The organism is Thermostichus sp. OS-CIW-31, from assembly GCF_054060305.1.
Genome location: NZ_JBSSDA010000032.1, coordinates 1 through 22,625 on the forward strand (window position 1 = coordinate 1; position 22,625 = coordinate 22,625).

General features: G+C 60.1%; 24 protein-coding genes. 10 read left to right on the plus strand and 14 right to left on the minus strand.

The genetic code is table 11. The features are described from left to right. Positions 1-86: 86 nt before the first annotated feature. The gene (locus ACVWY9_RS13410; protein WP_457388891.1) at positions 87-1,007 is read right to left on the minus strand and encodes an XdhC family protein; all 921 of its coding nucleotides are present in this window, start codon (positions 1,005-1,007) and stop codon (positions 87-89) included. A 55-nt stretch (positions 1,008-1,062) separates the two neighbouring features. After that, positions 1,063-2,214: a serine hydrolase domain-containing protein gene (locus ACVWY9_RS13415; protein ID WP_457388893.1), complete on the minus strand. Its 1,152-nt coding sequence runs from the start codon at positions 2,212-2,214 to the stop codon at positions 1,063-1,065. A gap of 124 nt (positions 2,215-2,338) precedes the next feature. On the opposite strand from ACVWY9_RS13415, the gene ACVWY9_RS13420 reads away from it, so the two are divergent. Beyond that, positions 2,339-3,298, plus strand: coding sequence for a LysR family transcriptional regulator (locus tag ACVWY9_RS13420; protein WP_414407088.1), 960 nt, complete (start codon positions 2,339-2,341; stop codon positions 3,296-3,298). A 108-nt stretch (positions 3,299-3,406) separates the two neighbouring features. Next, positions 3,407-4,438: an anthranilate phosphoribosyltransferase family protein gene (locus ACVWY9_RS13425; RefSeq protein WP_457388896.1), complete on the plus strand. Its 1,032-nt coding sequence runs from the start codon at positions 3,407-3,409 to the stop codon at positions 4,436-4,438. Between the two features lie 102 nt (positions 4,439-4,540). On the opposite strand, the gene ACVWY9_RS13430 is transcribed toward ACVWY9_RS13425, so the two are convergent. Next, the gene (locus tag ACVWY9_RS13430) at positions 4,541-5,821 is read right to left on the minus strand and encodes a DUF4912 domain-containing protein (RefSeq protein WP_011432000.1); all 1,281 of its coding nucleotides are present in this window, start codon (positions 5,819-5,821) and stop codon (positions 4,541-4,543) included. Positions 5,822-6,275: 454 nt separating this feature from the next. Between ACVWY9_RS13430 and ACVWY9_RS13435 the strand changes: the two genes are divergently transcribed. The 3 genes from ACVWY9_RS13435 (at position 6,276) to ACVWY9_RS13445 (ending at position 9,514) form a co-directional block, all read left to right on the plus strand. Further along, a complete protein-coding gene (locus ACVWY9_RS13435) occupies positions 6,276-7,082 on the plus strand; it encodes a hypothetical protein (RefSeq protein ID WP_457388898.1) in 807 nt (268 codons plus the stop codon). A 127-nt stretch (positions 7,083-7,209) separates the two neighbouring features. Beyond that, complete coding sequence (locus ACVWY9_RS13440; RefSeq protein ID WP_457388900.1) at positions 7,210-8,331, plus strand: glycosyltransferase family 9 protein; 1,122 nt, start codon at positions 7,210-7,212, stop codon at positions 8,329-8,331. 241 nt (positions 8,332-8,572) lie between these two features. Continuing rightward, positions 8,573-9,514 (plus strand): DMT family transporter, encoded by a 942-nt coding sequence (locus tag ACVWY9_RS13445; RefSeq protein WP_457388902.1) that lies wholly within the window; start codon positions 8,573-8,575, stop codon positions 9,512-9,514. 24 nt (positions 9,515-9,538) lie between these two features. Here the strand turns inward: ACVWY9_RS13445 and ACVWY9_RS13450 are convergent, their stop codons facing one another. Continuing rightward, positions 9,539-10,666: an iron-containing alcohol dehydrogenase family protein gene (locus ACVWY9_RS13450; RefSeq protein ID WP_457388904.1), complete on the minus strand. Its 1,128-nt coding sequence runs from the start codon at positions 10,664-10,666 to the stop codon at positions 9,539-9,541. A 219-nt stretch (positions 10,667-10,885) separates the two neighbouring features. Between ACVWY9_RS13450 and ACVWY9_RS13455 the strand changes: the two genes are divergently transcribed. Both ACVWY9_RS13455 and ACVWY9_RS13460 read left to right on the plus strand, forming a co-directional pair. Then, on the plus strand, positions 10,886-11,158 hold the full coding sequence (locus ACVWY9_RS13455) for a tellurite resistance TerB family protein (RefSeq protein WP_041436116.1): 273 nt from the start codon (positions 10,886-10,888) through the stop codon (positions 11,156-11,158). A gap of 123 nt (positions 11,159-11,281) precedes the next feature. After that, entirely contained in the window at positions 11,282-11,533 is a 252-nt protein-coding gene (locus ACVWY9_RS13460; protein ID WP_457388906.1) for a hypothetical protein, read from the plus strand. 23 nt (positions 11,534-11,556) lie between these two features. Here the strand turns inward: ACVWY9_RS13460 and ACVWY9_RS13465 are convergent, their stop codons facing one another. The 8 genes from ACVWY9_RS13465 to ACVWY9_RS13500 all read right to left on the minus strand — a co-directional run bounded on the left by ACVWY9_RS13465 (position 11,557) and on the right by ACVWY9_RS13500 (position 18,056). After that, complete coding sequence (locus ACVWY9_RS13465) at positions 11,557-12,846, minus strand: aminotransferase-like domain-containing protein (protein WP_457388908.1); 1,290 nt, start codon at positions 12,844-12,846, stop codon at positions 11,557-11,559. Between the two features lie 22 nt (positions 12,847-12,868). Beyond that, positions 12,869-13,990, minus strand: coding sequence for a hypothetical protein (locus ACVWY9_RS13470; RefSeq protein ID WP_457388910.1), 1,122 nt, complete (start codon positions 13,988-13,990; stop codon positions 12,869-12,871). A gap of 200 nt (positions 13,991-14,190) precedes the next feature. Beyond that, entirely contained in the window at positions 14,191-14,775 is a 585-nt protein-coding gene (locus ACVWY9_RS13475; RefSeq protein ID WP_414344494.1) for a hypothetical protein, read from the minus strand. A 131-nt stretch (positions 14,776-14,906) separates the two neighbouring features. Continuing rightward, positions 14,907-15,614, minus strand: a complete 708-nt coding sequence (gene pyrF / locus ACVWY9_RS13480) for an orotidine-5'-phosphate decarboxylase (protein WP_457388912.1) — start codon at positions 15,612-15,614, stop codon at positions 14,907-14,909. Then, entirely contained in the window at positions 15,611-16,039 is a 429-nt protein-coding gene (locus ACVWY9_RS13485; RefSeq protein WP_369791761.1) for a DUF6464 family protein, read from the minus strand. The genes pyrF and ACVWY9_RS13485 overlap by 4 nt, the downstream gene beginning before the upstream one ends. Before the next feature lie 53 nt (positions 16,040-16,092). Then, positions 16,093-16,272: a hypothetical protein gene (locus ACVWY9_RS13490; protein WP_457388915.1), complete on the minus strand. Its 180-nt coding sequence runs from the start codon at positions 16,270-16,272 to the stop codon at positions 16,093-16,095. 555 nt (positions 16,273-16,827) lie between these two features. Next, positions 16,828-17,628, minus strand: a complete 801-nt coding sequence (gene pgeF, locus ACVWY9_RS13495; protein ID WP_457388916.1) for a peptidoglycan editing factor PgeF — start codon at positions 17,626-17,628, stop codon at positions 16,828-16,830. After that, the gene (locus ACVWY9_RS13500; protein WP_457388918.1) at positions 17,625-18,056 is read right to left on the minus strand and encodes a DUF3119 family protein; all 432 of its coding nucleotides are present in this window, start codon (positions 18,054-18,056) and stop codon (positions 17,625-17,627) included. The genes pgeF and ACVWY9_RS13500 overlap by 4 nt, the downstream gene beginning before the upstream one ends. A 392-nt stretch (positions 18,057-18,448) precedes the next feature. Here ACVWY9_RS13500 and ACVWY9_RS13505 point away from each other — a divergent pair, with 392 nt between their 5' ends. Beyond that, positions 18,449-19,399, plus strand: coding sequence for a diguanylate cyclase (locus ACVWY9_RS13505; protein WP_457388920.1), 951 nt, complete (start codon positions 18,449-18,451; stop codon positions 19,397-19,399). Positions 19,400-19,420: 21 nt separating this feature from the next. On the opposite strand, the gene gcvH is transcribed toward ACVWY9_RS13505, so the two are convergent. Together gcvH and ACVWY9_RS13515 are read right to left on the minus strand one after the other, a co-directional pair. Beyond that, positions 19,421-19,810, minus strand: a complete 390-nt coding sequence (gcvH, locus tag ACVWY9_RS13510) for a glycine cleavage system protein GcvH (protein ID WP_011432013.1) — start codon at positions 19,808-19,810, stop codon at positions 19,421-19,423. An 82-nt stretch (positions 19,811-19,892) separates the two neighbouring features. Next, the gene (locus ACVWY9_RS13515; RefSeq protein WP_011432014.1) at positions 19,893-20,798 is read right to left on the minus strand and encodes an alpha/beta fold hydrolase; all 906 of its coding nucleotides are present in this window, start codon (positions 20,796-20,798) and stop codon (positions 19,893-19,895) included. A gap of 141 nt (positions 20,799-20,939) precedes the next feature. Here ACVWY9_RS13515 and ACVWY9_RS13520 point away from each other — a divergent pair, with 141 nt between their 5' ends. Then, the gene (locus ACVWY9_RS13520) at positions 20,940-21,887 is read left to right on the plus strand and encodes an NAD(P)H-dependent glycerol-3-phosphate dehydrogenase (protein ID WP_457388922.1); all 948 of its coding nucleotides are present in this window, start codon (positions 20,940-20,942) and stop codon (positions 21,885-21,887) included. A gap of 276 nt (positions 21,888-22,163) precedes the next feature. Next, positions 22,164-22,529 (plus strand): response regulator, encoded by a 366-nt coding sequence (locus ACVWY9_RS13525; RefSeq protein WP_011432017.1) that lies wholly within the window; start codon positions 22,164-22,166, stop codon positions 22,527-22,529. Positions 22,530-22,625 lie beyond the last annotated feature (96 nt).

Below are 22,625 nucleotides of genomic sequence, written 5' to 3' on the forward strand. Positions count from 1 at the left end.
TCAGGACTTGGGTCATGGTTCTATCATAACTTCCGCATTCCTCCCGACACTGACCCTACGGGTACAGTGCGGGGCTCCTGCGATTTCTAGCTGACGGCGGTCTCCGGGATCCCTTCCTGGGCCAGGGTTCGCAGTACGGTTTGTACCCGCTTGCGGCTGCCGATCATCCCCAGGTAGTGGGGGGTCAGGCCGGAGTGGTAGATGGCCCGCAGGATTTGGCAATCAAGGCTGTAGCTACGGGTCACAAGAGCGATGTAGAGCTGCGGGATCCTGTGCAGATGGGGGATAAGTTGGGCAAAGGGTTCTGAGCACAGCCGCTCGGCAACGGGAAAGCGCTGAGGGGTTACCCAGTCCGGGCGATCGTCCTGAACCCAAATGCGAAAGCCGGCCAAATGGGCGATCTGGGCCAGGGACAGGCCGCAGTGGCCCGCTCCGGCGATCAGCAGGGTGGGGGAAGGGAGGAGGGGCTCGACCCAGGATCCCGCGAGGAGCTGTGGGCGGGATGGCAGGGGGGCAAAGTGCTCCGCACCGCTGTCGCTAAGGCTGAGGTAGGGGAACCCCTGAGGATGGAGGGGAGTGATCAGCCAAGCCCTTGGCCCTTGGGTCAGAGCCTGGAGGATCTGGGCCGCCAATGTTTGGGCAAGGGATCCCTGCCATCGCTGTAGCCAAATGTGCATCCGTCCCCCGCAAACGCCCAGGGGAGGGCTGTTGAGATCGAGGGAAACCGGCATCCCAGCCGGCCAGGACTCCGTCTTGCCGAAGTGCTCCGCGCTGCTCTCGCCATCGCCAACGGGAACGGCAGCCTGCAAAAGGGTTTGCGCTCGGGCAATGACTTCCGCTTCGGCAGCTCCACCGCCAATGGTGCCCAACAGGGTGCCATCAGATCCCACGGCCAGTTTTGCCCCCGCCTGGCGAGGCACAGATCCCTGGGTGCGGACCACCGTGGCCACCACCAGCGGCCCGCGGGAGAGCATGTCTGCCAACTGTCGGTAAAAGGTCTCGTCCACCTCAGCCTCGGTTATGCCTACGGCACCCTAGCGGGAACGGTCAGGGACTCAATGATCAAGAAAGCCCCTCTAGGATGGCCTGATGGAAGGCAACCCGGAAAGCCTGGAATCCGTTCTCCTGCCGACCGTGGTAGACGGCGTTGGTGAGCAGCGTCACCACCAGCTCCCGCTCTGGATCGATCCACAGGGAGGTTCCGGTGAAGCCGGTGTGGCCGAAGGCGCTGGGGCTGAACGGGGAGCTGCTGGCCAAGGGATCCGGAGAGCGCAAGGCAAACCCCAAACCCCGGCGCTCGTGACAGCGGTGGGCATCCCCTTGCTGAGGCAACTGCTCGCGGGTCATTTCCCTCACCGTCTGCGGCTGCAACAGGGATCCCGTCAAAAAACTCTCCCCGAAAGCAGCTACTTCCTCTGCCGTGGCGAATAGTCCGGCATGGCCGGCGATCCCGCCCAGGCGGGCGGCATTTTCGTCGTGAACCTGCCCCTGTAGGCGGCGCTTTCGCCAAGGACACAGCTCGGTGGGGGCACAAGAGCCAGAGACAGAGGATGGGTCAAAGGGATCCCCTGGATAAAACTGAGTTTGGCTCAGGCCCAGAGGCCGCAAGATCCGGGCATGCAAGATCTGATCCAGAGGGGTTCCGCTCAGACGTTCCAAAGCCAGCCCCAGCAAGATCAATCCAAGATCGCTGTAGACTCTGCGGGATCCCGGCCTGTAGGCAAAAAAGGTGTGCAAAGCCATGTGCCGGGCAGATTCGGCATCGGGCTGTCGAAAAAGGGGTCGCCAGGCGGGCAAACCGGCGGTGTGGGCCAGCAACTGTCGCACCGTCACCTGTTCTGCTGCAATAAGCTGGCCCAAGGACTCCGGCTCCGCAGCTATCCATTCCCCTGGTTGCAGAGGATCTTCATAGGGGGCAATGGGGCGGGATCCCTGAAACTCCGGCAACAGGAGACTGACCGGTTGATCCAGCAGCAACGCTCCGGCTTCCACCAGGGCCATGCAGGCGGTGGCGGTGTAGAGCTTGGTCAGCGAGGCCAGGTCAAAACGGGTGGCCGAGGTTGTCGGTTGGCGCCGGGTCTCAGGGTCGAGATGGCCTGCCGCCCTTGAGTAGATACACCTTCCCTTGTGGCGGATGACCACCTGGGCAGCGGGGAAAAGGTGGGGAATGGCGGAGTTGAGCAGCCCCTCCAGCAAGGCTGGATCCCAACCCATCTGCTTCTCCTCCTGGCTTGGGGATCCCCAGTCCAACAAACAACTTGTAACGGTGTTTACAAAAGCCTACCGCTTCCCCAGCTAGGATGCCACCACGGCAGGCTACATCATCAAGGGATCCGGAGTGCGGCTGGAGTTGTTGCAAGCCTTTTTGAACGTGGTGGAAACGGGCAGCTTTTTGGCCGCTGCTCGCCTCAGCGGTCTGACCCAATCGGCCATTAGCCGCCAGATCCAGGCCCTGGAGGAAGCGGTGGGGGCTCCGCTGTTGCATCGCAAAAGCCCGGTGGCCCTAACTGTGGCCGGGGAACGGCTTTTGCCCCATGCCCGTCGCATCTGTCAAGAATGGCAGCGGGCTCAGGAAAGCATTCGAGAATGGCTGCAGGGCCAGCAAACTGAGCTCTGCATTGCCGGGATCCATTCCCTGATCGCCCATCAACTGCCGCCGGTGCTGCAACAGTTTTGCCGGGAGTACCCAGAGGTGCAGTTGCGGGTTACCGCTCTGGGCAGCGACCGCGCCTTGAAGGTGCTCAGGGATGGGCTGGTGGACGTGGCCCTGGTAATGGAGAATCCCCTGATGACCCGGGGGGCAGAACTGGTGGTGGAGCCACTGTACTCGGAGCCAATTCAAGTATTGATGCCCGCCACCCATCCCCTCAGCCGCTACGAGCGGATCCCCTGGAAGGTGCTGGCGGAGTATCCCCAGGCTGTGTTCAAAGATGGCTATGCCATGCGCTCCTTGGTGGGATCCCATCTGGCCCGACAGGGGCTTCCCCTGAAAGCAGCCCTGGAACTGAACACCTTGGATGCCTTTCGGGGGGTGGTGCGACAGGGGCAGCTCATTGCCCTCCTGCCGGAGTCGGCCCTGGTGGACTGCTGCGCCGATCCGGATTTGCAGGTGCGGCCCACCGAGCCCCCCCTCTTGAGGCGACAGGTGGTTATGGTCACCACCAGCGATCGCTATCGGATCCCTCCCATTCGCCGGTTTTTGCAGTTGGCCGCCCAGCTTATCAGGCAGTCTGAGGTTGAGCCTGCTTCCGGCGCAGATCCCCATTGGCCCTCTGCTGGGCTGTTGTCGGTTTTGTAGAGACCTTTTGTAGAAATTTCTGGTCAAATACCCATATCGGTAGTTTCAAGTGTTCCGCCCTTATCTCCCCCTATCCTGAGTAGCCCAGCGCTCCCGACCGCCGATGCTATGAGCCAAGAGTTTCGCGAGCTGTTGAAAAAAATCGGCAGCGGCACCCACACCCACCAGGATCTCAGCCGGGCAGAGGCCGCCAGCGCTGCTCGAATGCTCCTGCGGGGGGAGGCCACTCCCGCCCAGATCGGGGCTTTTTTAATTGCCCACCGCATCAAGCGCCCCACTGCCGAGGAGCTGGCCGGTATGTTGGATGCCTATGCAGAGTACGGCCCTCTTCTGCCCCGGCAGGATCTGCCTCATCCCTTGATCATCTTTGGCCATCCCTACGATGGCCGCTCGCGGACGGCACCGCTGGGGGTGCTGGTGGCTTTGCTGCTGGCAGCGGCAGGGTCAGCCGTTTTGCTGCATGGCTCTGGCTTCTGTCCCACCAAGTATGGGCTGCCCTTGGAAGCGGTGTGGCGGAGCTTGGGGGTAGATTGGCGAGGGCTATCCCTGGAGCGGGTGGGGCAACTGCTGGAACAAACCGGGCTGGGATTTTTGTATTTGCCCACCTGTTTTCCCCAGGCTCAGGCTCTGATGGACTACCGGGATCAAATCGGCAAGCGCCCCCCCTTGGCCACCTTGGAACTGGTCTGGACGCCCTACCAAGGCCCCTTTCACCTGGTGGCCGGCTATGTGCATCCGCCCACCGAGGCCACGATGCTGGAGCTGTTTGCCCTGCGGGAGATTCGGCAATTCACCACCGTCAAAGGTCTGGAAGGCAGTTGCGACCTGCCACGGGAGCGAGCGGCCATTCTCAACCAGGGCGGCAAACGGCTGCTCTTGAAGGCCAGAGATTGCCACTTGGCAGGCCCGGAGATTCCCTTCTCCGGAGAGAAAGAGCTGCTCCGGCAGATGCAGCAGGTGCTCAGCGGGGATCCCTGTGAACTCACCCCAGCCGCTCTCTGGAATGGGGGTAGCTATCTGTGGCTCCTCGGCCACGCCCCATCCTTGCCAGAAGGGATCCAACAGGCGGAAGACCTGCTTCGCTCCGGACGGGTGATGGAGAAGCTGAAACAACTGATCCAGGTGATCGACCTCTCCTAGGACTGGCATCCCCTGTTTTGATGGCTGGAGTCAAGCTCTCCAGCCCAGGGAAAAAAGCCCCCCGGCCAGCTCCAGGGGGCAAGAAGGGAAAGGTTGGATCCTTCAGGGCAACAACTCTTCGATGGCCTCTTCTTTGGTGTTGGTGCGGCGGGAGAGGGTGCGGCGGTCGAAGGTCATGTGGATCTCCCGGTTTTGCTCGCCATCGGCAGCCACCGCAAAGATGGGGAAGTCGATGTTGCCGTCTGGGAAAGCCATGTGGAAGCGGAAGGTGCCATCGGGGTTGAGCTGGATCTTGCGCCCGCCAATGGTAACGGTGGCATCCGGCTCTGTGGCCCCATAGACAATCAGCTCGGCATCGGCCACCAACCAGAACTTGCGAGAGCGCTGCGGCAGCACTTCGGAAGCCCCCGAGAACAGGCCCAGGCCGGATCCTGAAGCCATCCAGGGAGCAGCGGGCACCTCCGCCATGGCCATCCCCATCATGCCCACACCCGAGGGGATGATAAACGAGCTGATGGCCTGCTCGGGCACCAATTGGCGGCTGCCCATCTGGTGGCTGCCAAACAGGGATCCCGCCACCCGCATCGCCTCAAAGCCACCCACCATTTCCAGGAAGGGATCGACCGTGGCACCCTGCTGCGGCTCATCGCCTTTGTAGTCCACCACGCCCATGCCGGTGGCGCTGCGCTTGTAGGGCTCGCTGAGCTGGTAAAGGGTGCGGCCCTGCAGAGCCATGTCGAAGGGCACTGTCAGGAAGTGCTCTTCAAACCAGTCGGAGGGAAAGACTGGCGGCACCATCACCGCCGCCGAGCGGGCCAACATCAGCCAGCGGCCATCTGCCGTCCGGTAGCCAATTTCCACAATGTAGGAACGATCGCTCACCGGGATCGGCAAATACCACTCCCGCGCCAACTCATCACAGGGGTACTCCTGCATGCTGTGGGCCGGCTGGTAGCTGAAATCGATATCCGTCACATCGTAGAGGCGCAGCGCCAACTGTTGGCCGCCCTCGCGGCGCTTGCTTTCTTTAGCCTCGTTGGGCACATCCCAATAGGCGTAGGCCCACTGGGGATCCCGCGGCAGCAAAACGATGCGGCTTTCCCCATAGCCCTCCGGCAGATCCCCCAGCCCTTTGTCCACATCGGCCAGATCCGTCTTGCCGGCAACCTCTTGACCCCTAAACTTCGTTTGGGTGACCGATTCTTGCCCCTTGGGCTCCGGCATGGCATCGACAGGGCGGCCAGCTTTGACTTGGGCCTCTCGAATGGCCTCAATCAGCTGGTCTTTGGTCATGCGGCTGTACTTGGGGATCTGATAGCGGGCAGCTTCTTCCCGCAACTGCCGGATGGTCATTTCTTCCAACGGGATCCGCTCTTGTGGCATGGTCGGGGTCTCCTGTCTTCGACAAATCGGGCTTCGTGCAATGCTCCAGCTTTTGTCCTATGGGCCGATCCCAGCTTGTGGTTCTGAGGACAACCTTGAACCTGCTGATGTATCGGCTTGCCTCGGGCTCTCCAGCCGCTGATGACCACAGGTGGGGATCAACGGGGATCATCAAGAATGATGAACCCATGTTTGCGTATTTTTGCCTGTCGGTCAAGACCCTGGGGATCGCTGGGGATCAATCTCTTGTTCTCCGACCCACCTTTAGGGAGAGGCCAGGAGCCCCAGCTGCTCTCAAGCCAAGGGGAAGACTGCGCGGGATCCCCTGCCGAACCGGCCCTGCCTGGGTAGCATGGGGGAGGATGAGCGGTTGCCGAGCGGGCCGCAGGTTTTGAGGCCAAGAGGTGTGGGCATGAGGTGGTGGAAGTATAGGATTCAAGGCATACGGATCCAAGTGAGCTGGGCAGCACTGGGGATCCTGCTGGCGGGGCCGGTCTTGCCGGTGGAAGCTGTGGATGCCCAAACGCTGTTTCCTCCTCTTTACCGCTTGCAAGGGGGATCCCCTACCCTGCCCGCTTCTGAAGCAACGCCCTGGCGTCCAGTAACCCAGGATTCTGTTCCGCTTCCACAAACAGATCAAGCCGATCCAAAAGTCCAGCCGGCCCAACCCGGCCATGGAGAAGTGGCAGAAGGCCCGGTTTTCGATCTGGATCTGTTGCGGCAGTTCGGCACCAGCCCTGGCGGCAGTGGCTCTGGATCCCGGCAGGGGGGAGTGATCGGGCCGGGCAGCGGCCAGAGTGGGGTGCGCGGAGCCAGTCCTGGCTCAGGGGTGGGCACAGGCCAAGGGCCAGGGGGCGGAACGGGTCTGGAGGCGGGATCCCAGCAGCAGGAACCGCAAGTGACAGGGTTGATTGTGGATGCACGAGGCTTGGATTTCTTGCCTAGCCAGTCAATGCGCTTGTTTGATCCCGATGGCAATCAAGTCTATACCCCCGTTACTCTTGGCCAAGACCTCAACGCGGCCTTTGTGGGCAGCGAGGGCACAGCTGCCTATGCCACCTCGGAAGAGCAGGCCCGCTCACTGGTGAACCGCATCGGGGAACGGCCTCACCGCATTCGTGCCATCCGCACCCTGGGCTACGACCTGGTGATTTCCGCCGAAGATGCTTTTAGTCTGCGCCAGATGAATGCGACAGATGGCTTTCTGGATCGCTTTGCTGTGGTGGTCATCTGGGATGGCAGCCAAGCCAGTCTCCCCTGAGGCCCAGGGATCCCAGCATGGCCATCAAAGCACAGGACAGAGGAATGCTAGCCTAGCAAAAGTGCTCTGTCTGCACCACCCCCACCACCTCCAGCGGGGTTGATATCTTCCTGGGGATCCCAGCCTTATGCAACGGTTTGCCAACCAACCTCTGCGGGAACATCCCCACCTGGCGGTGTTTTCCTCCAGCAAGGTGGGCAATTTTGTGGTTACCATCCCGCTGTTGCGGGGCCTCAAGGAAAAATACCCCGGCTGTGTGCTGGATTTTTTTGGCAGCGAGATTACCCGCGACTTTGAGCTCCACTGCCCCTACATCGACTTCAGCTTTCCTCTCTACAGCCGTCGTCCCGATTACCTCGAGGCCCTGACCGCTGCTGTGCGAGAACGGGTGACCCAGGCCGGCCCCTACGACTTGGCCATCAATTGCGACGAGTTTAGCGAGCTCAACCTGGTGGCGGTAACGGCCCTGCGCCCCCAGTACATTGCCGGGGCCGGCTTGACCTTGGATTTTCGCCGCAAGTTGGACCCCGGCTCCGACCCGGTGCAGCGCATGCTCCAGGATGACGACTGGAACGGCCTGGAGTTTCTGCAGCGCTACAAAGGGATCCTCACCAGCAACTACATCGCTGAAATCTTCTGTCGCCTGGCGTACGTGGAGACGGATTTTTTCCGCCTGGAGCTGCCCAGCCGGGATCCCGGTTTTCCGGTGCCAGAGGTCTTGGTGCACATCACCACTACCCGCCGCGCCAAGATGTGGCCTCTGGAGTACTGGCGGCAGGTGATCCAGTGGTGCCAAGGCCAGAGCCTGCAGGTGGGGCTAATCGGCAGCGCGCCGGAGCTGCAGCGATCCCTCTACCACGGCGGCAGCAGCGAAGACGAACTGCTGGCGCAAACGGGAATGGTTGACCTGCGGGGCAAAACCAGCCTCATGGAGCTGGCGGGGGCCCTGAAGCGGGCGCGGGTGTGTATCTCCGTGGATGCGGGGCCGATGCACATCGCGGCGGCAGTGGGCTGTCCCACCATTGCCCTGTTTGGCAACGATGCCGATGGGGATGGGGCCAGCCCGGTGCGACTGTGGGCTCCTCGTCTGCCCCACGTCTATCTCACCCAAACCGCCTACAAGTGCCGGGTCTGCGCAGAGAACAAGTTCAAAAACGAAACCTGCCTGGTGGAGGGTCATCCCTGTATGGCCCATCTCAAGCCGGAAACGGTCATCGGCTACTTGAAAGAGATTCTCAAGCAAACCTAGAGGTTCCACGCCCTCACCCCCAGCCCCTCTCCCAAGGGGAGCTATGGAGCGACGGGGTGAGTTGTTTCATGGCTACTTGAAATGGCCATGTCTTGGGATCCCCATCTTTTTCCCCCTGGGAATCAGGGGGGCCGGTGGGCAGCAAGGAGTGCCCAGGGGCGCAGTTCGGATCCCTGGAAGTCCGTTTAAGCTGAGAGTTCAAGGCTGAAAACTTAGTGCCTAAACCATTTGGGTGTGAGCTGTGACTTTGGAGATGTGGTATCGCCACCAGCTGAGCCGCTTTGCAGAGTGGGGAAAAATAAGGCTCTGGCAAGGAGTTGCCCTGAAGCTGCTGGCCACCGCTTGCTTTGCCTGTTTAGGGGCGATCATCCGGCTCAACACTCCCGCCCTTCATCCGTTTCAGATTGTTTTTTTGCGCAACCTATTCGGGTTTCTCACCCTGTCGCCGCTGGTGTTGCGGGCTGGGATCCAGTCTCTGCACACCGCCAAGATGGAGTTTTACCTCCTGCGCTCGGCGATCAGCACGGTGGGGATGTTGCTCTCCTTTTGGGCAGCCAGCCTGTTGCCTCTGGCAGAAGCTACGGCGCTGAGCTTTGTTCAACTTTTGTTTGCCGGCACGATGGCGGTATGGGTGTTGGGCGAGCAGATGCGCTCGTCCCGCTGGCTGGGATTGGGCCTGGGGTTTGCCGGGGCTTTGGTGATGTTGAGGCCAGGCTTCCGAGAGTTTTCTCTGGGAACAGGGCTGGCCTTGGGGGCGGCAGCACTCTTTGCCTGGGTGACCATCGTGCTCAAGATCCTCTCCCGCACCGAGTCCAGCCTCACGATTACGGCCTACATGGGCCTGCTGCAGACCCCCCTTTCCTTTCTGGCTGCCGTCTGGGTTTGGACCTGGCCTTCTCCTGAGCAGTGGCTGTGGATGGTGGCCATGGGGCTACTGGGCAGCATTGGCCAGGTGGCCCTCGCCCAGGCCTACAAGCTGGCTGAGGTGACGATGCTGCTGCCTCTGGATTTCTCCCGTCTGCTCTGGGCCAGCCTAATCGGGTTTTGGGTGTTTGCCGAGATCCCGGATGGGTGGACTTGGATGGGCGGAGCCTTGATCTTGGTGGGCGCCACCTCTGGAGCCTACGGCGAAGCCCGCCTGCCCACAATGCCGACCCAGGCCCGTACCGGCGGAGTTGGATAGCAGACAGATATCCTCTGCCAGGACTTACAGCCGAGGGAGAACAGGGCTGGAGCTGGTCAGGTCTGTGGTGGTAAGGGCCACCAACAGGGCTTCTGGACTGACGGGGAAGGGCAGGTGGTGGATGTCGGATCCTGGCTGGCAGGCCACTTGGGCAGCATGCAGCAGGTCGGCGGATCCCAAGTGACCTAGCTTGAGATCCCGCAAGTTGAGGGGCAGCCCCACCTGGCGGTAGAACTCCAGCAACTGGGTACGTGCTGCCAGCGCCAACTGGCTTCCCTGCAGGATCTCTTCTAGGCGGAGCTGGGCCAAAATGCCGAAAGCCACCTTCTCGCCGTGCAGGGTGGCCCGGTGCCCCGACAAGTGGGTTAGCCCGTTGTGGACAGCGTGGGCAGCCACGGTGCGACACTTAGCCCCACCCATGCCGCCGACGATCCCCGCCAGGCAGATGCAGGCATCCACCACCTGTTTCCAAGCAGTTCCGCCCGGCTCCCTCAAGGCCGCCGCCGATTGCTGGAGGAGCAAATCCCGCAGGACGCGGGCCTGCTGCACAGCGCCAATCACCAGGGCATCTTCTGAACTGCCGCTGCTGACGGAAGACTCGTACCACTTAGCCAAGGCATCTCCGATCCCAGCTACCAAGGTGCGAGGGGGAGCCTGACGAATGAGGTCGTAGTCCAAGATCAAGGCGGCTGGGGCCTGATCCAAGGCCACATCCCGCTGAAAAGCGCCGCTGTTGGAGTAGATATTGGATAGGGCACTCCAGGCGGCACAGGTGGCAGCAGAGGTGGGCACGGTAACCACGGGGATCCGCAGCCGGTGGGCCACCAGCTTGGCCGTATCCAGAGCCTTGCCCCCGCCTACCCCCAAGATGCCGGTTGTGGACTCCGCCATGGCTAGCGCCTGCAAACGCGCCAGCTCCGACTCGCTGCAATCTACCCCGTAGGTAGTCCAGTGGACTTGGACGGCAGGCTCCCGCGCGAAATTGCGCTGCAGAGGGGACTCAACCACAGCCAAGGAGCGTTCCCCCCCGATCACCAGCACGCGGGATCCCAGTACCGTAAGGGGCACAGCTTCCAGAATGCCGCTGCCGCGGTACAGCCGACCTGGGGCCGGAATGGCAAGATCCAATTGGCAAGGAGAGGCGCTCAGCATTGCAAGAATGGGCGAGAAAAAGGACTCCGTCCCGCTATCGCGAATAGCTCAGTGTTCGTAATACGGATAACGATCCTAGCCGAAAAAAGGGCTCCGCGCTGCTGACGCGAACGCAGATGGCTCACCCAAGGTCTGGCTATAGTTAAGCTGTTCATCCCCTCAACTCTGCAGCCTCTAAGGCCTCCGGATCGCTGACAGTTCTCAGCAAGGGATCCCACCATGAACCCCACAACTCAACATCAGCTCATGCTCAAAATTGTGGCCGGCTCTGCTTGGGCCGATGGGCATTTGGAACCCCAGGAATTGGCCTACTTGGGATCCCTGCTGCGCCGCTATGGTTTGGAGCACGATACCGAGCTGCGAGAAGTAAACTACCCGACCCTGACCTTCGCAGTACAGGGCGGGCTTTCGGTAGCCCTGCAGTTGGCAAGCCAACCACGAGCCTCTGGGGTGGTTTACAGCACCCCCAATCGACCGTTACCAGTGCCTTAAACAACCGTTTCTGGTGTCCGCAGTACAATTATAACCATGGAGGCGGACTTTCCTCTCGACACCGACCCTACGGGTACAGTGCGGGGCTCCTGCGATTTCTAGCTGATCCAAGAGCCCATCCCGATGGAGCAAACCGAGCGCTGGATGGCCGATTATCTAGCCCAGGCCAGCGAAACCGAGCGCATGCAACTTTTGGGAGCAATCGGCAACCTGATGATGGCCGACAACACGGTCTCTCCAGAAGAGCACACCCTCTTGGATGACTACTACACCCTCATGGCAGGGATCCCGGCTCGTCCAGAAGCTGCACCCAACCTGGTGAAGGGCGTTGGGCAATTTTTCCGGCGCATGGCCAAGGCTGTGGGGGGCAGGTGAGCGGGAAATCTGCGCTCTGGGCTTCAAGGATCCATGCTTTTGGAGAGCTCCTTCCCTTGCTGCTCCGCACCGCTGGCGCAAGAATGTATCAGTCTGTACAGTTGTTCCCCAATGGTCTGGATCCCACTGACAATGCGCTCCTCGGGTTGATAGCTGAAGGCCAGGCGCAGAGCATGGTCTCCTTGGCCGTCGGCAAAGCAGTGGGTGCCCGGCAGGAAGGTGACCCCCAGGGCGCGAGTAGCCTGCAACAAGGTGCTGGCGCTTAGGGAAGGGGGCAGCTCACACCAGACGAAAAATCCACCCCCAGGGGCCTCCACCTTGACTTCGGGCGGAAAATATTGAGCGATGGCCTCCAGCATCACCTGGCACTTTTCTCGGTAGCGACGGGTGAGGAGTTGAATGTGGCTTTGCAGACGGCCCTCCCCGCAATAGCGGGCCACCACCCGGCCCAAAAAGGGCCCCAGGGATCCCTCGCTGCGAAACATCTCCAAGCGGCGGATGATCTCAGGGTGACCACAGGCCCAACCCACCCGCACCCCCGGCACCACAATCTTGGAGAAGGTGCCCACATGCAGAACCCAGCCTTCCCGATCCAGCGCAGCCAAACTGGGCAAGGGATCCCCGGCAAAGCGCAGGTCGTAGTAGGCCTCGTCCTCCACCACCACCACACCGTACTCAGCTGCCAACTGCACCAATTTCTGCCGCCGTGGCCCAGAGAGGGTGCAGCCTTTGGGGTTTTGGAAGGTGGGAATGGTATAGACAAATCGGGGGCGGATCCCTTGGCAAGCCAGATCGCGCAGCACCTCTTCCAGGCGATCCACCACCATGCCTTCCCCATCCACCGGAATCGAGATCAGACGCGCCCCTGCCGCCGCAAAACGGCTGACAGCCCCCATGAAGGTGGGCCCTTCCACAATGACCACATCCCCCGGCTCCACGAAGACCTGAGGCAACAGGCCGAGGATCTGCCCAGAGCCATAGCCGATCAGTAGGTTTTCCGGCTGGGCCTCTACCCCTCTATCCCGCATCAACTGCAGCACCACGTTGATCAGCCCGGCAAACGTGCCGCCGTAATTGAGGGCATTGTCCCCATCCTCTGCCAACACCTCCGCCGTGGCCCGCGCCAAGTCGGCCTTGGGAAACAGGCGCGGATCCGCCAGCCCAAAGGTAAAACTGGTAACCACTGGCACCGCCCCTGGGATCTCCGCCCCGAAAGGAGAAGGGATCACAGCCTGAGCCCGTTGGGCAAAAAGGGTTTGCAACAAGGGCCGCGAAGTGCTACGCGGTGCCGATGCGGACGAGGTCTGGGTCATGGCAAGCAAGAGAAAGAATACCTTAGGCCAATGCCTGCCACGATAGCAAGAAAGAACTGCCCAAGAGCAGGGATCCCAAAACCCGCCGCCAGCTCCGGTAGGGGATCTCAGCCAAGACGCCGCCGGCGCTCAGGCATAGGAAGGGGAGCACCACCAAACCCCAGCGAGCACTTTGCTGCAGGGTGTTCACTTGGGGATCCCAAAACCATGTCGCCAGCGCCCCCATCCAGAGGACATGGCCCAAACCGGCCAAGCTGAGCAGGGCTTGCTGCCGTTCTGCCCAGGGCCAGCCCAACCGCACCAAGCTCAACCCCAAGGGCAGCATCAAAGTAGCCAAAACGGCCAAGCCACCTTGGGAGCTGAGAGGATGGGGAATCACCTCAGCAGAGGTAGCTGGCCAATCAATCCGTCCCAACCAGGAAAAACCCATCACCAGCAGCAGCAAAAGCAGTCCTGATGCCCCGCACTGCTGACGCGAACGCAACGGTTGCCGTGGCCACTGCTGGCTCGTCCACAGCCCCGCCCAGAGCAGAGCCAAGGGCCAAACCTTATAAGACAGGGCACAAGCTAAGGCCAGACCCCACCAGCGCAAGGTGGATCCCGGCCCAACACCACAACTGCAAAGCAAAACCAGGCTGCCCAAAATCTCGCTGCCTGGCTCCAACCCTTGGGTCAACACCCAGGGGCTGAGTCCCCATAGACCGGCACTCCAGAAGTTGCCCCAGCTCCAGCACAACAGCAGAATGGCCAAGCAGGCCATAGCTGAGAAGATGTGCAGGATCCCTTCAGCCGAGATCCCGGTTCCCTGAGCCAGCCAGGGCAGTAGCCTGTCGGCAAAAGCGCTCCGCACCACTGACGCGAACGAGTGGTAGAGAGGCAGTTCCGGTTGGACAAAAGTCAGGGATCCCTCAGAACTGCTCACCGGCAAAACGCGCCACCACTGCAGAGGAGCCGGTTGCCCCCAAGAGCGGAGTCGCTGCCCCAAAAGAAGGCCCATCCCTCCCCATAGCAGCCAGTGGCCCATGAAACCAAAACCAACCAAACGCCGACGGCGATGGTTGTCCCTGTTGGAGGAGCTCAGGCGGGGAAATGAGCCGCGGGGCAGCCGCTTGCCCGGGCGGGGTGTGGCGGGGGGAAACTTCATGGGTAAACCCTAGCCTGTTCGCATGAGCAGTGCAGAACACTATCCCTACACGGGGTGGGCCCTCGACCGGCAGCAGAACATCCAACGCCCTCTACTCTTGGCCGGTTGGGGAGAAAAAGTGCCCCTTCGTTACTTCCAAAAGAGAATCTCCCCGCGTGACATACTCCCGCACTCATGCTGACGCAAAGCGCTCCGCGCCGCTAGAGAGAAGGTCTAGTCAACTCTAGATCGCCCGTCAAGGGGCAACCCGACTGTTGCCAGCGGCGGATGGCCTGGGCAGTGAGTCCATTCGTTACATCGCGAATGGGGATCCCCGATCCGGTTACCTGCAGACGCACCAACCGCCAGGGATCCCCAGGAGCAGCCCGCAGGACATAAGCCTCGTAGGCCAGTTGCAGGGTTTCGCTGCGCCGACCGGCCAAGGAGTTGCCCTCCTTTTGGGGGTGTTGGGGCAAGACCAAGCGGCGCTCCAGCGTGGTGAAATACAGCCGAAAAGCTTCTGGCGAAACAGCAGTTGCGGTGTCCGGCAAAACCGGAGCCAGCTCCTGTTGGCGTAAGCGGGCCGGAGACCCTGGAGAGAGCATTTCAACCTCCGGCTTCCCCACCAGCACAACCTGAAACTCAGAGCGGGAGCGGCTCAAGGCCAGATTGAGAAACAAAGGCAACTGCTCCGTTAGAGCCTCAGCCCAAACCTGAGGAGCAGCCAGGCAAGTTTCCCCTCTTGCCGGAACGAAATGCTCCGCACCCCTAACGCGCCCAGGAGTGCTGACCAGGCCCAAAACCACCGACAAACCGACTCCTAGCCAACATCTCCTGCCGGATCCAGCCGGCCTTTTTTCAGGGATCCACTGCACAAGCCTACGGCGTCGTTGCATTACAGAACTACCCCAATAACATCGGGCATCTCCCCACACCCTCACCCGGCAGCATCCCATGAGGCTTGGAAGCGCCGCAAGGCGGCCACGGGATCGGGAGAAGCGGTGATGGGGCGGCCCACCACCAGATAATCGGCTCCTGCCCGCAGAGCTTCGTCGGGCGTGCAGATGCGCTGTTGATCCTCCTCTCCATCCCCCGCCTTGGCTTGGCCCAGACGGATCCCAGGAGTAACCAGCAAAACCTCCGGCCCCAAAGCTTGGCGCAACCGCGAGACCTCCTGAGGAGAGCAAACCAGTCCAGTAAAGCCTTGAGCTTGAGCCAGCCGGGCCAAATGCAACACATAGTCGGCGGGATCCATCTCGATGCCCAGTTCCTGTCGCACCTGCGGGGGGCTGATGCTGGTTAAGAGGGTAACCGCCAACAGCCGACAAGAACTGCCCTGGGCGGCTGCCACGGCTGAGCGCAACATAGCACTGCCACCGGCGGCATGGACGGTGAGCAGATCCACTCCATAGCCGACGGCCACCTCCGTAGCCCTCCCCACCGTGTGGGGAATGTCGTGCAGCTTCAAATCCAGAAAAATGCGCTTGCCCCTTTCCTTGAGAGCCTGCAGGATGGAAGAACCCGCAGCAGTGAACAGCTCCAGACCCACCTTCCACCACAGCACCTGCGGCAAGGAGTCCACCCACTCCAAAGCCTGCTCTTGAGAAGGAGTATCCAGCGCAACAATCAGGCGGTCACCCTTCATCGGGGCTCATTCCGGGGCTCATAGTGGGGACAGCCCTCACAGGGGCCGCAGGGGTTGACGGCACAGCGCAACTCTGGAGAATGGGCATTGTAGCGGCAGGTGGGATCCCCGATGTATTCTGGCGGCGAAGCCACGTAAGTGTAAACAACCACACCCCCAAATCCTATCGGGCTGACGAAGAAACGACTGGTGGTGAAAGATTCGCCAGAAGGGTTGAGGGTTTCCTCAAAGGGTTCTGGCTCAGGCTCCAGCTCCACTTCCTCCTCCAGATTCCAGAGGGCTTCCCACTGCCTAAGGGTTTCCTGTAAAGGCACAGCCAAGTGCTCTGCCAGCTCCATCAGGGCAGTCTCCAAAGAGGCCAAACTTTCTTCGGCCACTTGGGCAAAGGCTGCAACCCATTCCTCCAAAAGTTTCTCAAAATCCATGCAGCAGCGACCTAGAGGCTCCTTCTTCACCTTACCGCCAGCCTGGGCAACCTTTAACTTCCTCCCCGGCAAACGGTATCCACTAGAGCTTGATTCACCAATGGAAACAGCTCCGCCAGTTCTTCTGTGGATAGGTTTCCGGTACAGACATTGGCGCGAATATGCCACTCTGCCCACATTTGTGCCGAAGGAGCAGCGGGATCCCGGCCCTCCTCAGAACCTGAACCGCCCACAGGTACCCGAGGGAGGCTGCGTCCCGACCCAAGGTTCAGTTGCAGTACGCTGTCACGGTTGATGCCAGTCAGCGAGGTTTGAGCGTTAGCCTCCTCAAGGAAAGCGAGAGAGAAAGCCAAAGCCATCCCAGCTAATCCCCAGAAAACAGCGCGGTAAACCATGGGATCTCCAGTAGTTAGATAGAGCATGACTCTAGTCAATAATAAGCTCAACTATACTGAAAATAATGTATAATATGTTCAGTACGGATTACTACCAGTTGATCTTTCTGTTTACTTTCGAGTCTGCCAACATGGTAGCCAAAGCAAAGCAGAAAATTGGTAGTAAGACGACACGGAAACTGCGCTTTGGGTGTTCTACTCAAAGCTTTGCGGGATACCGCCATTCTGTTTGGACTCCGTCCCGCTAACGCGAATGGAAACAAACAGAATGCTATCGCTGCATAGTTGAACAGTGATGTTCAGCAGTGTTCAGCGTAAATGTATCAGCCCTGTCTTGAGCGCAATTATAGCCACTACTTCCCGTTCCTCCGGGCAGAACTGGGTCAAGTCTGCCTACGACCGCAGGCCGATTCCCGACCACTGCACGCAATGACGGCCCTGCTCATCCTTCAGGGATCCATCGCGGCGGTAGGAAAAGAAATCTTGGGGTTGGCTGAGGGTGCAATGGGGGCTGACGGCAATGTGTTCAGGGGGGATCCCTTTGGCTTGGGCTTGGGCACCGTTGACCCAGCGCAGATCCAGGCGAACCTTGCCAGGCAGAGGATCGGGCAAGAGAGCGGCGCGGGCATCCAGCCCTGGGGGTAGGCTTTGCAGCACCTGCTCCGCCACCTCCTCTGACACCTGATAGACCGACCCCGAAATGGAAGGCCCGATGGCAACGCGGATCCCAGCAGCAGGGATCCCCGCCTGTAAAAACTCCTGCAGCACCTTGGACAAGATCCCCGCAGCAGTGCCTCTCCACCCGGCGTGAATGGCCGCCACCCATTCTCGACTGGCCACCAAAATCGGCACACAGTCAGCGGTGCAGACCCAGGCAGAATCTCCTTGGCGGCGGGCAATGACCGCATCCGCCTGAGAACGGGTAGAGATCCCTTGACCAACAGAGCAGTCCTGCTCTCCCTTCTGTCCAAGGGTTTCGGTGATCCCATCTGCCCAAACCCAGTTGCAGCCATGCACCTGATGGCCCCACGCGGCCTGTTCAGGGGGCAGTTGCAGCCGAGCGGCCAACTGAGATGGGGGATGGGGATGACCTTGGCGAGAGCCAAAAGCGTGAGGCCACTCCGCCAAAAGCTGACACTCCAGCCAGCGCCATCTCTCTGCCTGCTGCCAAACCCACAAGGCGGAGCCACTCATTGGCGGGAGCTACCCGGACCAGCAATCGGCGGGGATCCTTGAGACCGATGTTGGGCGTGGAGATGACCCACCCGCTCTTCCAAACACATCTTTAGCTCAGCAGGGTTAAACAGCATCGGCAAAAAATGAATGCTTTTGGTTTCTCGGAAAAAGAACAACACCGGCAGCGGCGGCCAGAAAATTTGCCAATCCTGCCACTCGCTGTAGGGGAACTCGCGGATGCGCTTGGAGCCGCTGTAGACCTGCAGCGCCGTCCTGGTAAAGGCCAGACCGATCAGAGAGGTCTGCACCATCAAAAACAGGCCAAACAGGCCCACCCCCAGCCCCGCCCAAAGCGAAAGCCAGAACAACGGTACCGCCAAAGCCAACACCGACAGGCTGAGGCGAAAATCCGGGGTCAATAGATGGGCAGAATTGGGTCTAATCATGCCCCATTTCTCCTCTCGGGGATCCCAGACCCATTCTAGGCCGCCTCGGCAACTCTTCAGAAGTCAGAGGATCTGTAGGACATAGAGGAGAGAGCCTCTTCTCGAAATCAGGGAACGAGGGGCAAACCGAACCCGTTTTTTGAGTTATCCCGAAAAATACTTGGGATCCTGGGGAAATTGGGGTTTGCCATTGAGCTTCTTCCCACAGCTGGCCGATACAACCGCGCAGGCGGGATGGAATCCTCGCGTAGCTCTCAACTGAGGGCCTCACCGCGTGCGATGGTATACGATAAACTCCAGAGTTCCGCAAGTTTACAGATCAGAACCGGCGAGACATCCCTCGCTCACCCAAACACGGCCTGGGGAAAACCGACATAATACGGATATAACGAGTGCTTACTGCTAACCTGCACAACCCGTTGGGTCTCTCCATGCCTCTCGACCCTCTCTCTCAGTTGCCAGAGGAGCCAACCACTCAGATTCCCTTGGAGTTTTACGAGCGCAGACCCCAGCCTGAGGCAACTGCGGCCTTTCTAACGGTGCTCAGCGGTGCCAATGTGGGCATGACGTTTCCCTTGGCGAGGGGTGGGGTTTTGGGGCGCAGCCACTGCGCGGACATTCAGCTCTTGGATCACGCCGTCTCCCGGCAGCACTGTCGGCTGGAAAGAGAAAGTGAGGGTTATGTTCTCACCGACCTGGAGAGCCTCAACGGCACTTATGTCAACGGCGAGCGCATCAGCCGCGTTCTCCTGAAGGATGGAGATTACATTCAAGTGGGGGCCAGCACCCTCAAGTTTGCCTACTACGACGCGGCAGAAGAAGCCTTCTTTTTGCAAATGGCCACTGCCGCCCTCTATGACCCGCTAACCGGTCTGTATAACCGACGTTTTTTCCTGAAGCAACTGGAGCTGGAGATCCCCTTTGCTCTTCGCCATCGCATTCCCCTCCACGTGCTCTATCTGGATTTGGATGGGTTTAAGCAAATCAACGACCGCTGGGGGCACTGGGCTGGGGATCAAACCTTAATCCAGGTGGCGCGGCGATTGCAAGCTCACGTTCGCCAAGAGGATCTGGTGGCCCGCTTGGGGGGCGATGAGTTTGCCCTGCTGGTGCGCGGGATCCCGAACTCGCAGATCCTAGGGCTGGCAGAACGCTTGCGGCAGGCTGTCCAGACCCTGTTGGTGCAGGCGGGGACGGAGACCATCTCCCTAAGCTGCAGTGTGGGCATCGCCTCTCTGCTGGAGCTGGGAGAGGGAACTGACCCACAAAGTCTGCTGGCTGCTGCCGACAAGGCCCTCTACCAAGCCAAAGCTGAGGGGGGTAACCGAGAGACTTTGCTGTAGTTCAGGGCCAACTGCTGGAGTTTAGGATCCCTCCACCAAACTGGCGTAGGCTTCGGCGCTCATGGTGTCCTCGAGATCTTCGGGGTTGGCAATGCGCACCTTGATCAGCCAGCCATCGCCATAGGGATCGTCGGCAAGGCTTTCGGGGCTCTCCACCACCGCTGTATTCACGGCCACCACCTCTCCAGAAAGAGGGGCATAGAGATCTTCGACGGCTTTGACCGATTCCACCGAGCCAAAGCTTTCCCCTTTTTCAATCTCTGTCCCTTCTTCGGGCAAGCCCACAAAAACGATATCCCCCAGTTGATCGACGGCATAAGCTGTGATCCCAATCACCGCAATATCATCCTCAACATGGATGTACTCGTGGGTGTCCACGTAGCGCAGATGGGATGGATACTCCAGGGCCATGCCGGTTCTCCCGTAGAACTCAGTGGATTATTCTAGGGTGAACTCTCGGAGATGGTAAAGGGCGGATCCCAAGCCCGGCCCACTAGAGAAACTCCATCAGCAGCCGATTGACCGTTTGCGGAGCTTCCTGCTGCGCCCAATGGCCGCATTCGGGGATGTACTCCTTGCGCAGGCCGTTGGGGAAAAAGGGATCCATCCCCTCAGTTAGCTCGCGGCTGAGGGCAAAGTCTTCTTCTCCCCAAATCAGCAGGGTGGGGGCGAGGATCTGCCGCATGGGCTGCAAAAACAGGTTCTGCAAGGTGGGCAGGTTAAACAGCTGGCGGTAGTAGTTGAGGGCAGAAGTGAGAACCTTGGGTTTGGAGAGGGCCTCTTGGTAGAGCTTGAGGTCGTGGCGGGTGAAGGCGCTTTTGCGCACCGAGGTTTCCTGGAAAATGCGGCGCACCCAATCTCCCAAATCCCACTGCAGCACCCACTCTGGCAGCCAAGGCAATTGAAAAAAGAACAGGTACCAACTGCGGCGCAGTTGATCCAAGTTGCTCAAGAACTCCCGCCGGAAGCAGGCCGGATGGGGAGAATTGAGGACGGCCAGCTTGCGAATCTCCTCAGGGAAAAATTGCGCCCAGTGCCAGGCAATGGCTCCCCCCCAATCGTGGGCTACGACCACCGCTCTTCGGGCCCCAAAGTGGCTTAGCAAGCCGCGGATATCCTCGGTAAGGGTATCCAAGTCGTAGCCGTGATCCGGTTTGTCGGAATCGTTGTAGCCGCGCATATCGGGTGCCACCACGCGAAACCGCTGCGCCAACACCGGAATCTGATGCCGCCAGGAGTACCAAAACTCCGGGAAACCGTGCAACAAGATCGCCAGCTCCCCTTCCCCTTGGGTGACATAGTGCAGTTGAATGCCATTGGTAAGGGCATAGCCGTGCTGCCAGGTTCCCATCTTGGCGGCTACCTCAGGAGGAAGACGGGGGATCCCTGCTTCTGCCATGTCGTCTGCTCTCGAGCTAACCCATGATTTGGTATCCACCCATACTAACCTTTGCCGTTGGTCTTCCCTTCGCCGGTGCAGGTTTTTTGAGAGGCATCTCACGAGGAAAGCTTAAAAGAAGTCTGCGGGTGGAAAGGTCGGATGAACACTAACGCAGAAGGCCACAGCCCAACATCTCCTCAAAGTGTTGCTATTTTGGGAGCCGGGGCTTGGGGAAGTACCCTGGCAATGCTGGCTCAGGGGCAAGGGCACCGGGTGCGGGTTTGGAATCGCCGCAAGGGCCTGGATTTGGCAGAAGTGCTCCAGGGATCCCAAATCCTCATCTCAGCCGTCTCTATGGCGGGGGTACGCCCTGTGGTGGAAGCGGTGCGCCAAGTGGGGATCCCGCCGCAGGCAATTTTGGTCTCGGCCACCAAAGGGTTGGATCCACTGCAGCTTCTGACCCCTACCCAAATTTGGGGGGCCACCTTCCCGGAGCAGCCCCTGGTGGTGCTTTCGGGGCCTAATCTTTCGGCGGAGATCCGCCAAGGCTTGCCGGCAGCGGCAGTGGTGGCCAGCCGGGATCCCTGGGCCGCTGTGCAGGTGCAGTATGCCCTTTCCTCGGAGCGGTTCCGCCTCTACACCAGCAGTGACCCGTTGGGGGTGGAGCTGGGTGGCACTCTGAAAAATGTCATTGCCATCGCTGTTGGCGTGTGTGATGGCTTGCAACTGGGGGCCAATGCCCGTGCGGCTCTGGTTACCCGCGGCCTGGCAGAGATGATCCGGGTGGGATCTAAGCTGGGGGCACGGGCAGAAACCTTCAATGGCCTGTCGGGGTTGGGGGATCTGCTGGCCACCTGCCACAGCCGCTTGAGCCGCAACTACCGAGTGGGCTACGGGCTAGGCCAGGGCCAACCCTTGTCGCAGATTTTGGCGGAGATCGAGGGCACCGCCGAAGGGGTTTACACCGCTCCCGTCGTGGTCGAGATCGCTGCCCAGCACGGCATTCAGGTGCCCATCACCCAGGAAGTGCATCTGTTGTTGCAAGGGCAGACCACCCCCACCGCCGCCCTCACCCGCCTGATGGAACGTCAACTGACTTCGGAATAGGCTGCCTTCACTTCTCCCAAAGGAGGAGGGGGGTTTCTGGCATAACCGCAAATCTGCGGATGAGGAAAGTTGTTCCGCACTCTATCAGGATTTTTGCAGAGCAGGGAGATCCCAGAATGAGCGATTTGGCGGAGTTTTTTTTTCCAGAGTTTCCCTATGCTGCAGCTGTAGTTCTTCGACTTGTTCTTGCATCAACTCGGATCTCTCTGGCTCCGGGAAGGCGGACAGTAGGCCCGACAGGTTGGGCCAGGTCTTTGTTTAATTTTTTACAAAGTTATGTCCAAACGCATCCTGGTGATTGAAGACGAACCCTCTATTCGCACCTATCTGCAGAAGGTGTTGCAACGAGCGGGGTACGACACGGTGGCGGCCACCGATGGAGAAGAGGGCTTGCAGATGGTGCGCACCCTGATGCCCGACTTGGTGTTGTGCGATGTGGTGATGCCCAAGCTGAACGGCTATGGGGTGCTGGATGCCCTGAGATGGGATCAGTCTACAGCTCACATCCCCTTCGTCTTTCTCTCCTCGAAAATCTCTCCCGAAGAGATTGAACAGGGGCTATGTTTTGGCTCCGATGCCTATCTGACGAAGCCCGTTGACCAGAAACGCCTGCTAAAAGCCGTTGCTGCCCAATTGTCTTGAGTTGACCAAAAGGCGCGGCAAGCCCCGTCCTTCAGGGCAGGGAAGGATAGCGCCGACCGTAGCCGACGCCCTTTAAAAACGCAGTGCCGGCCATGT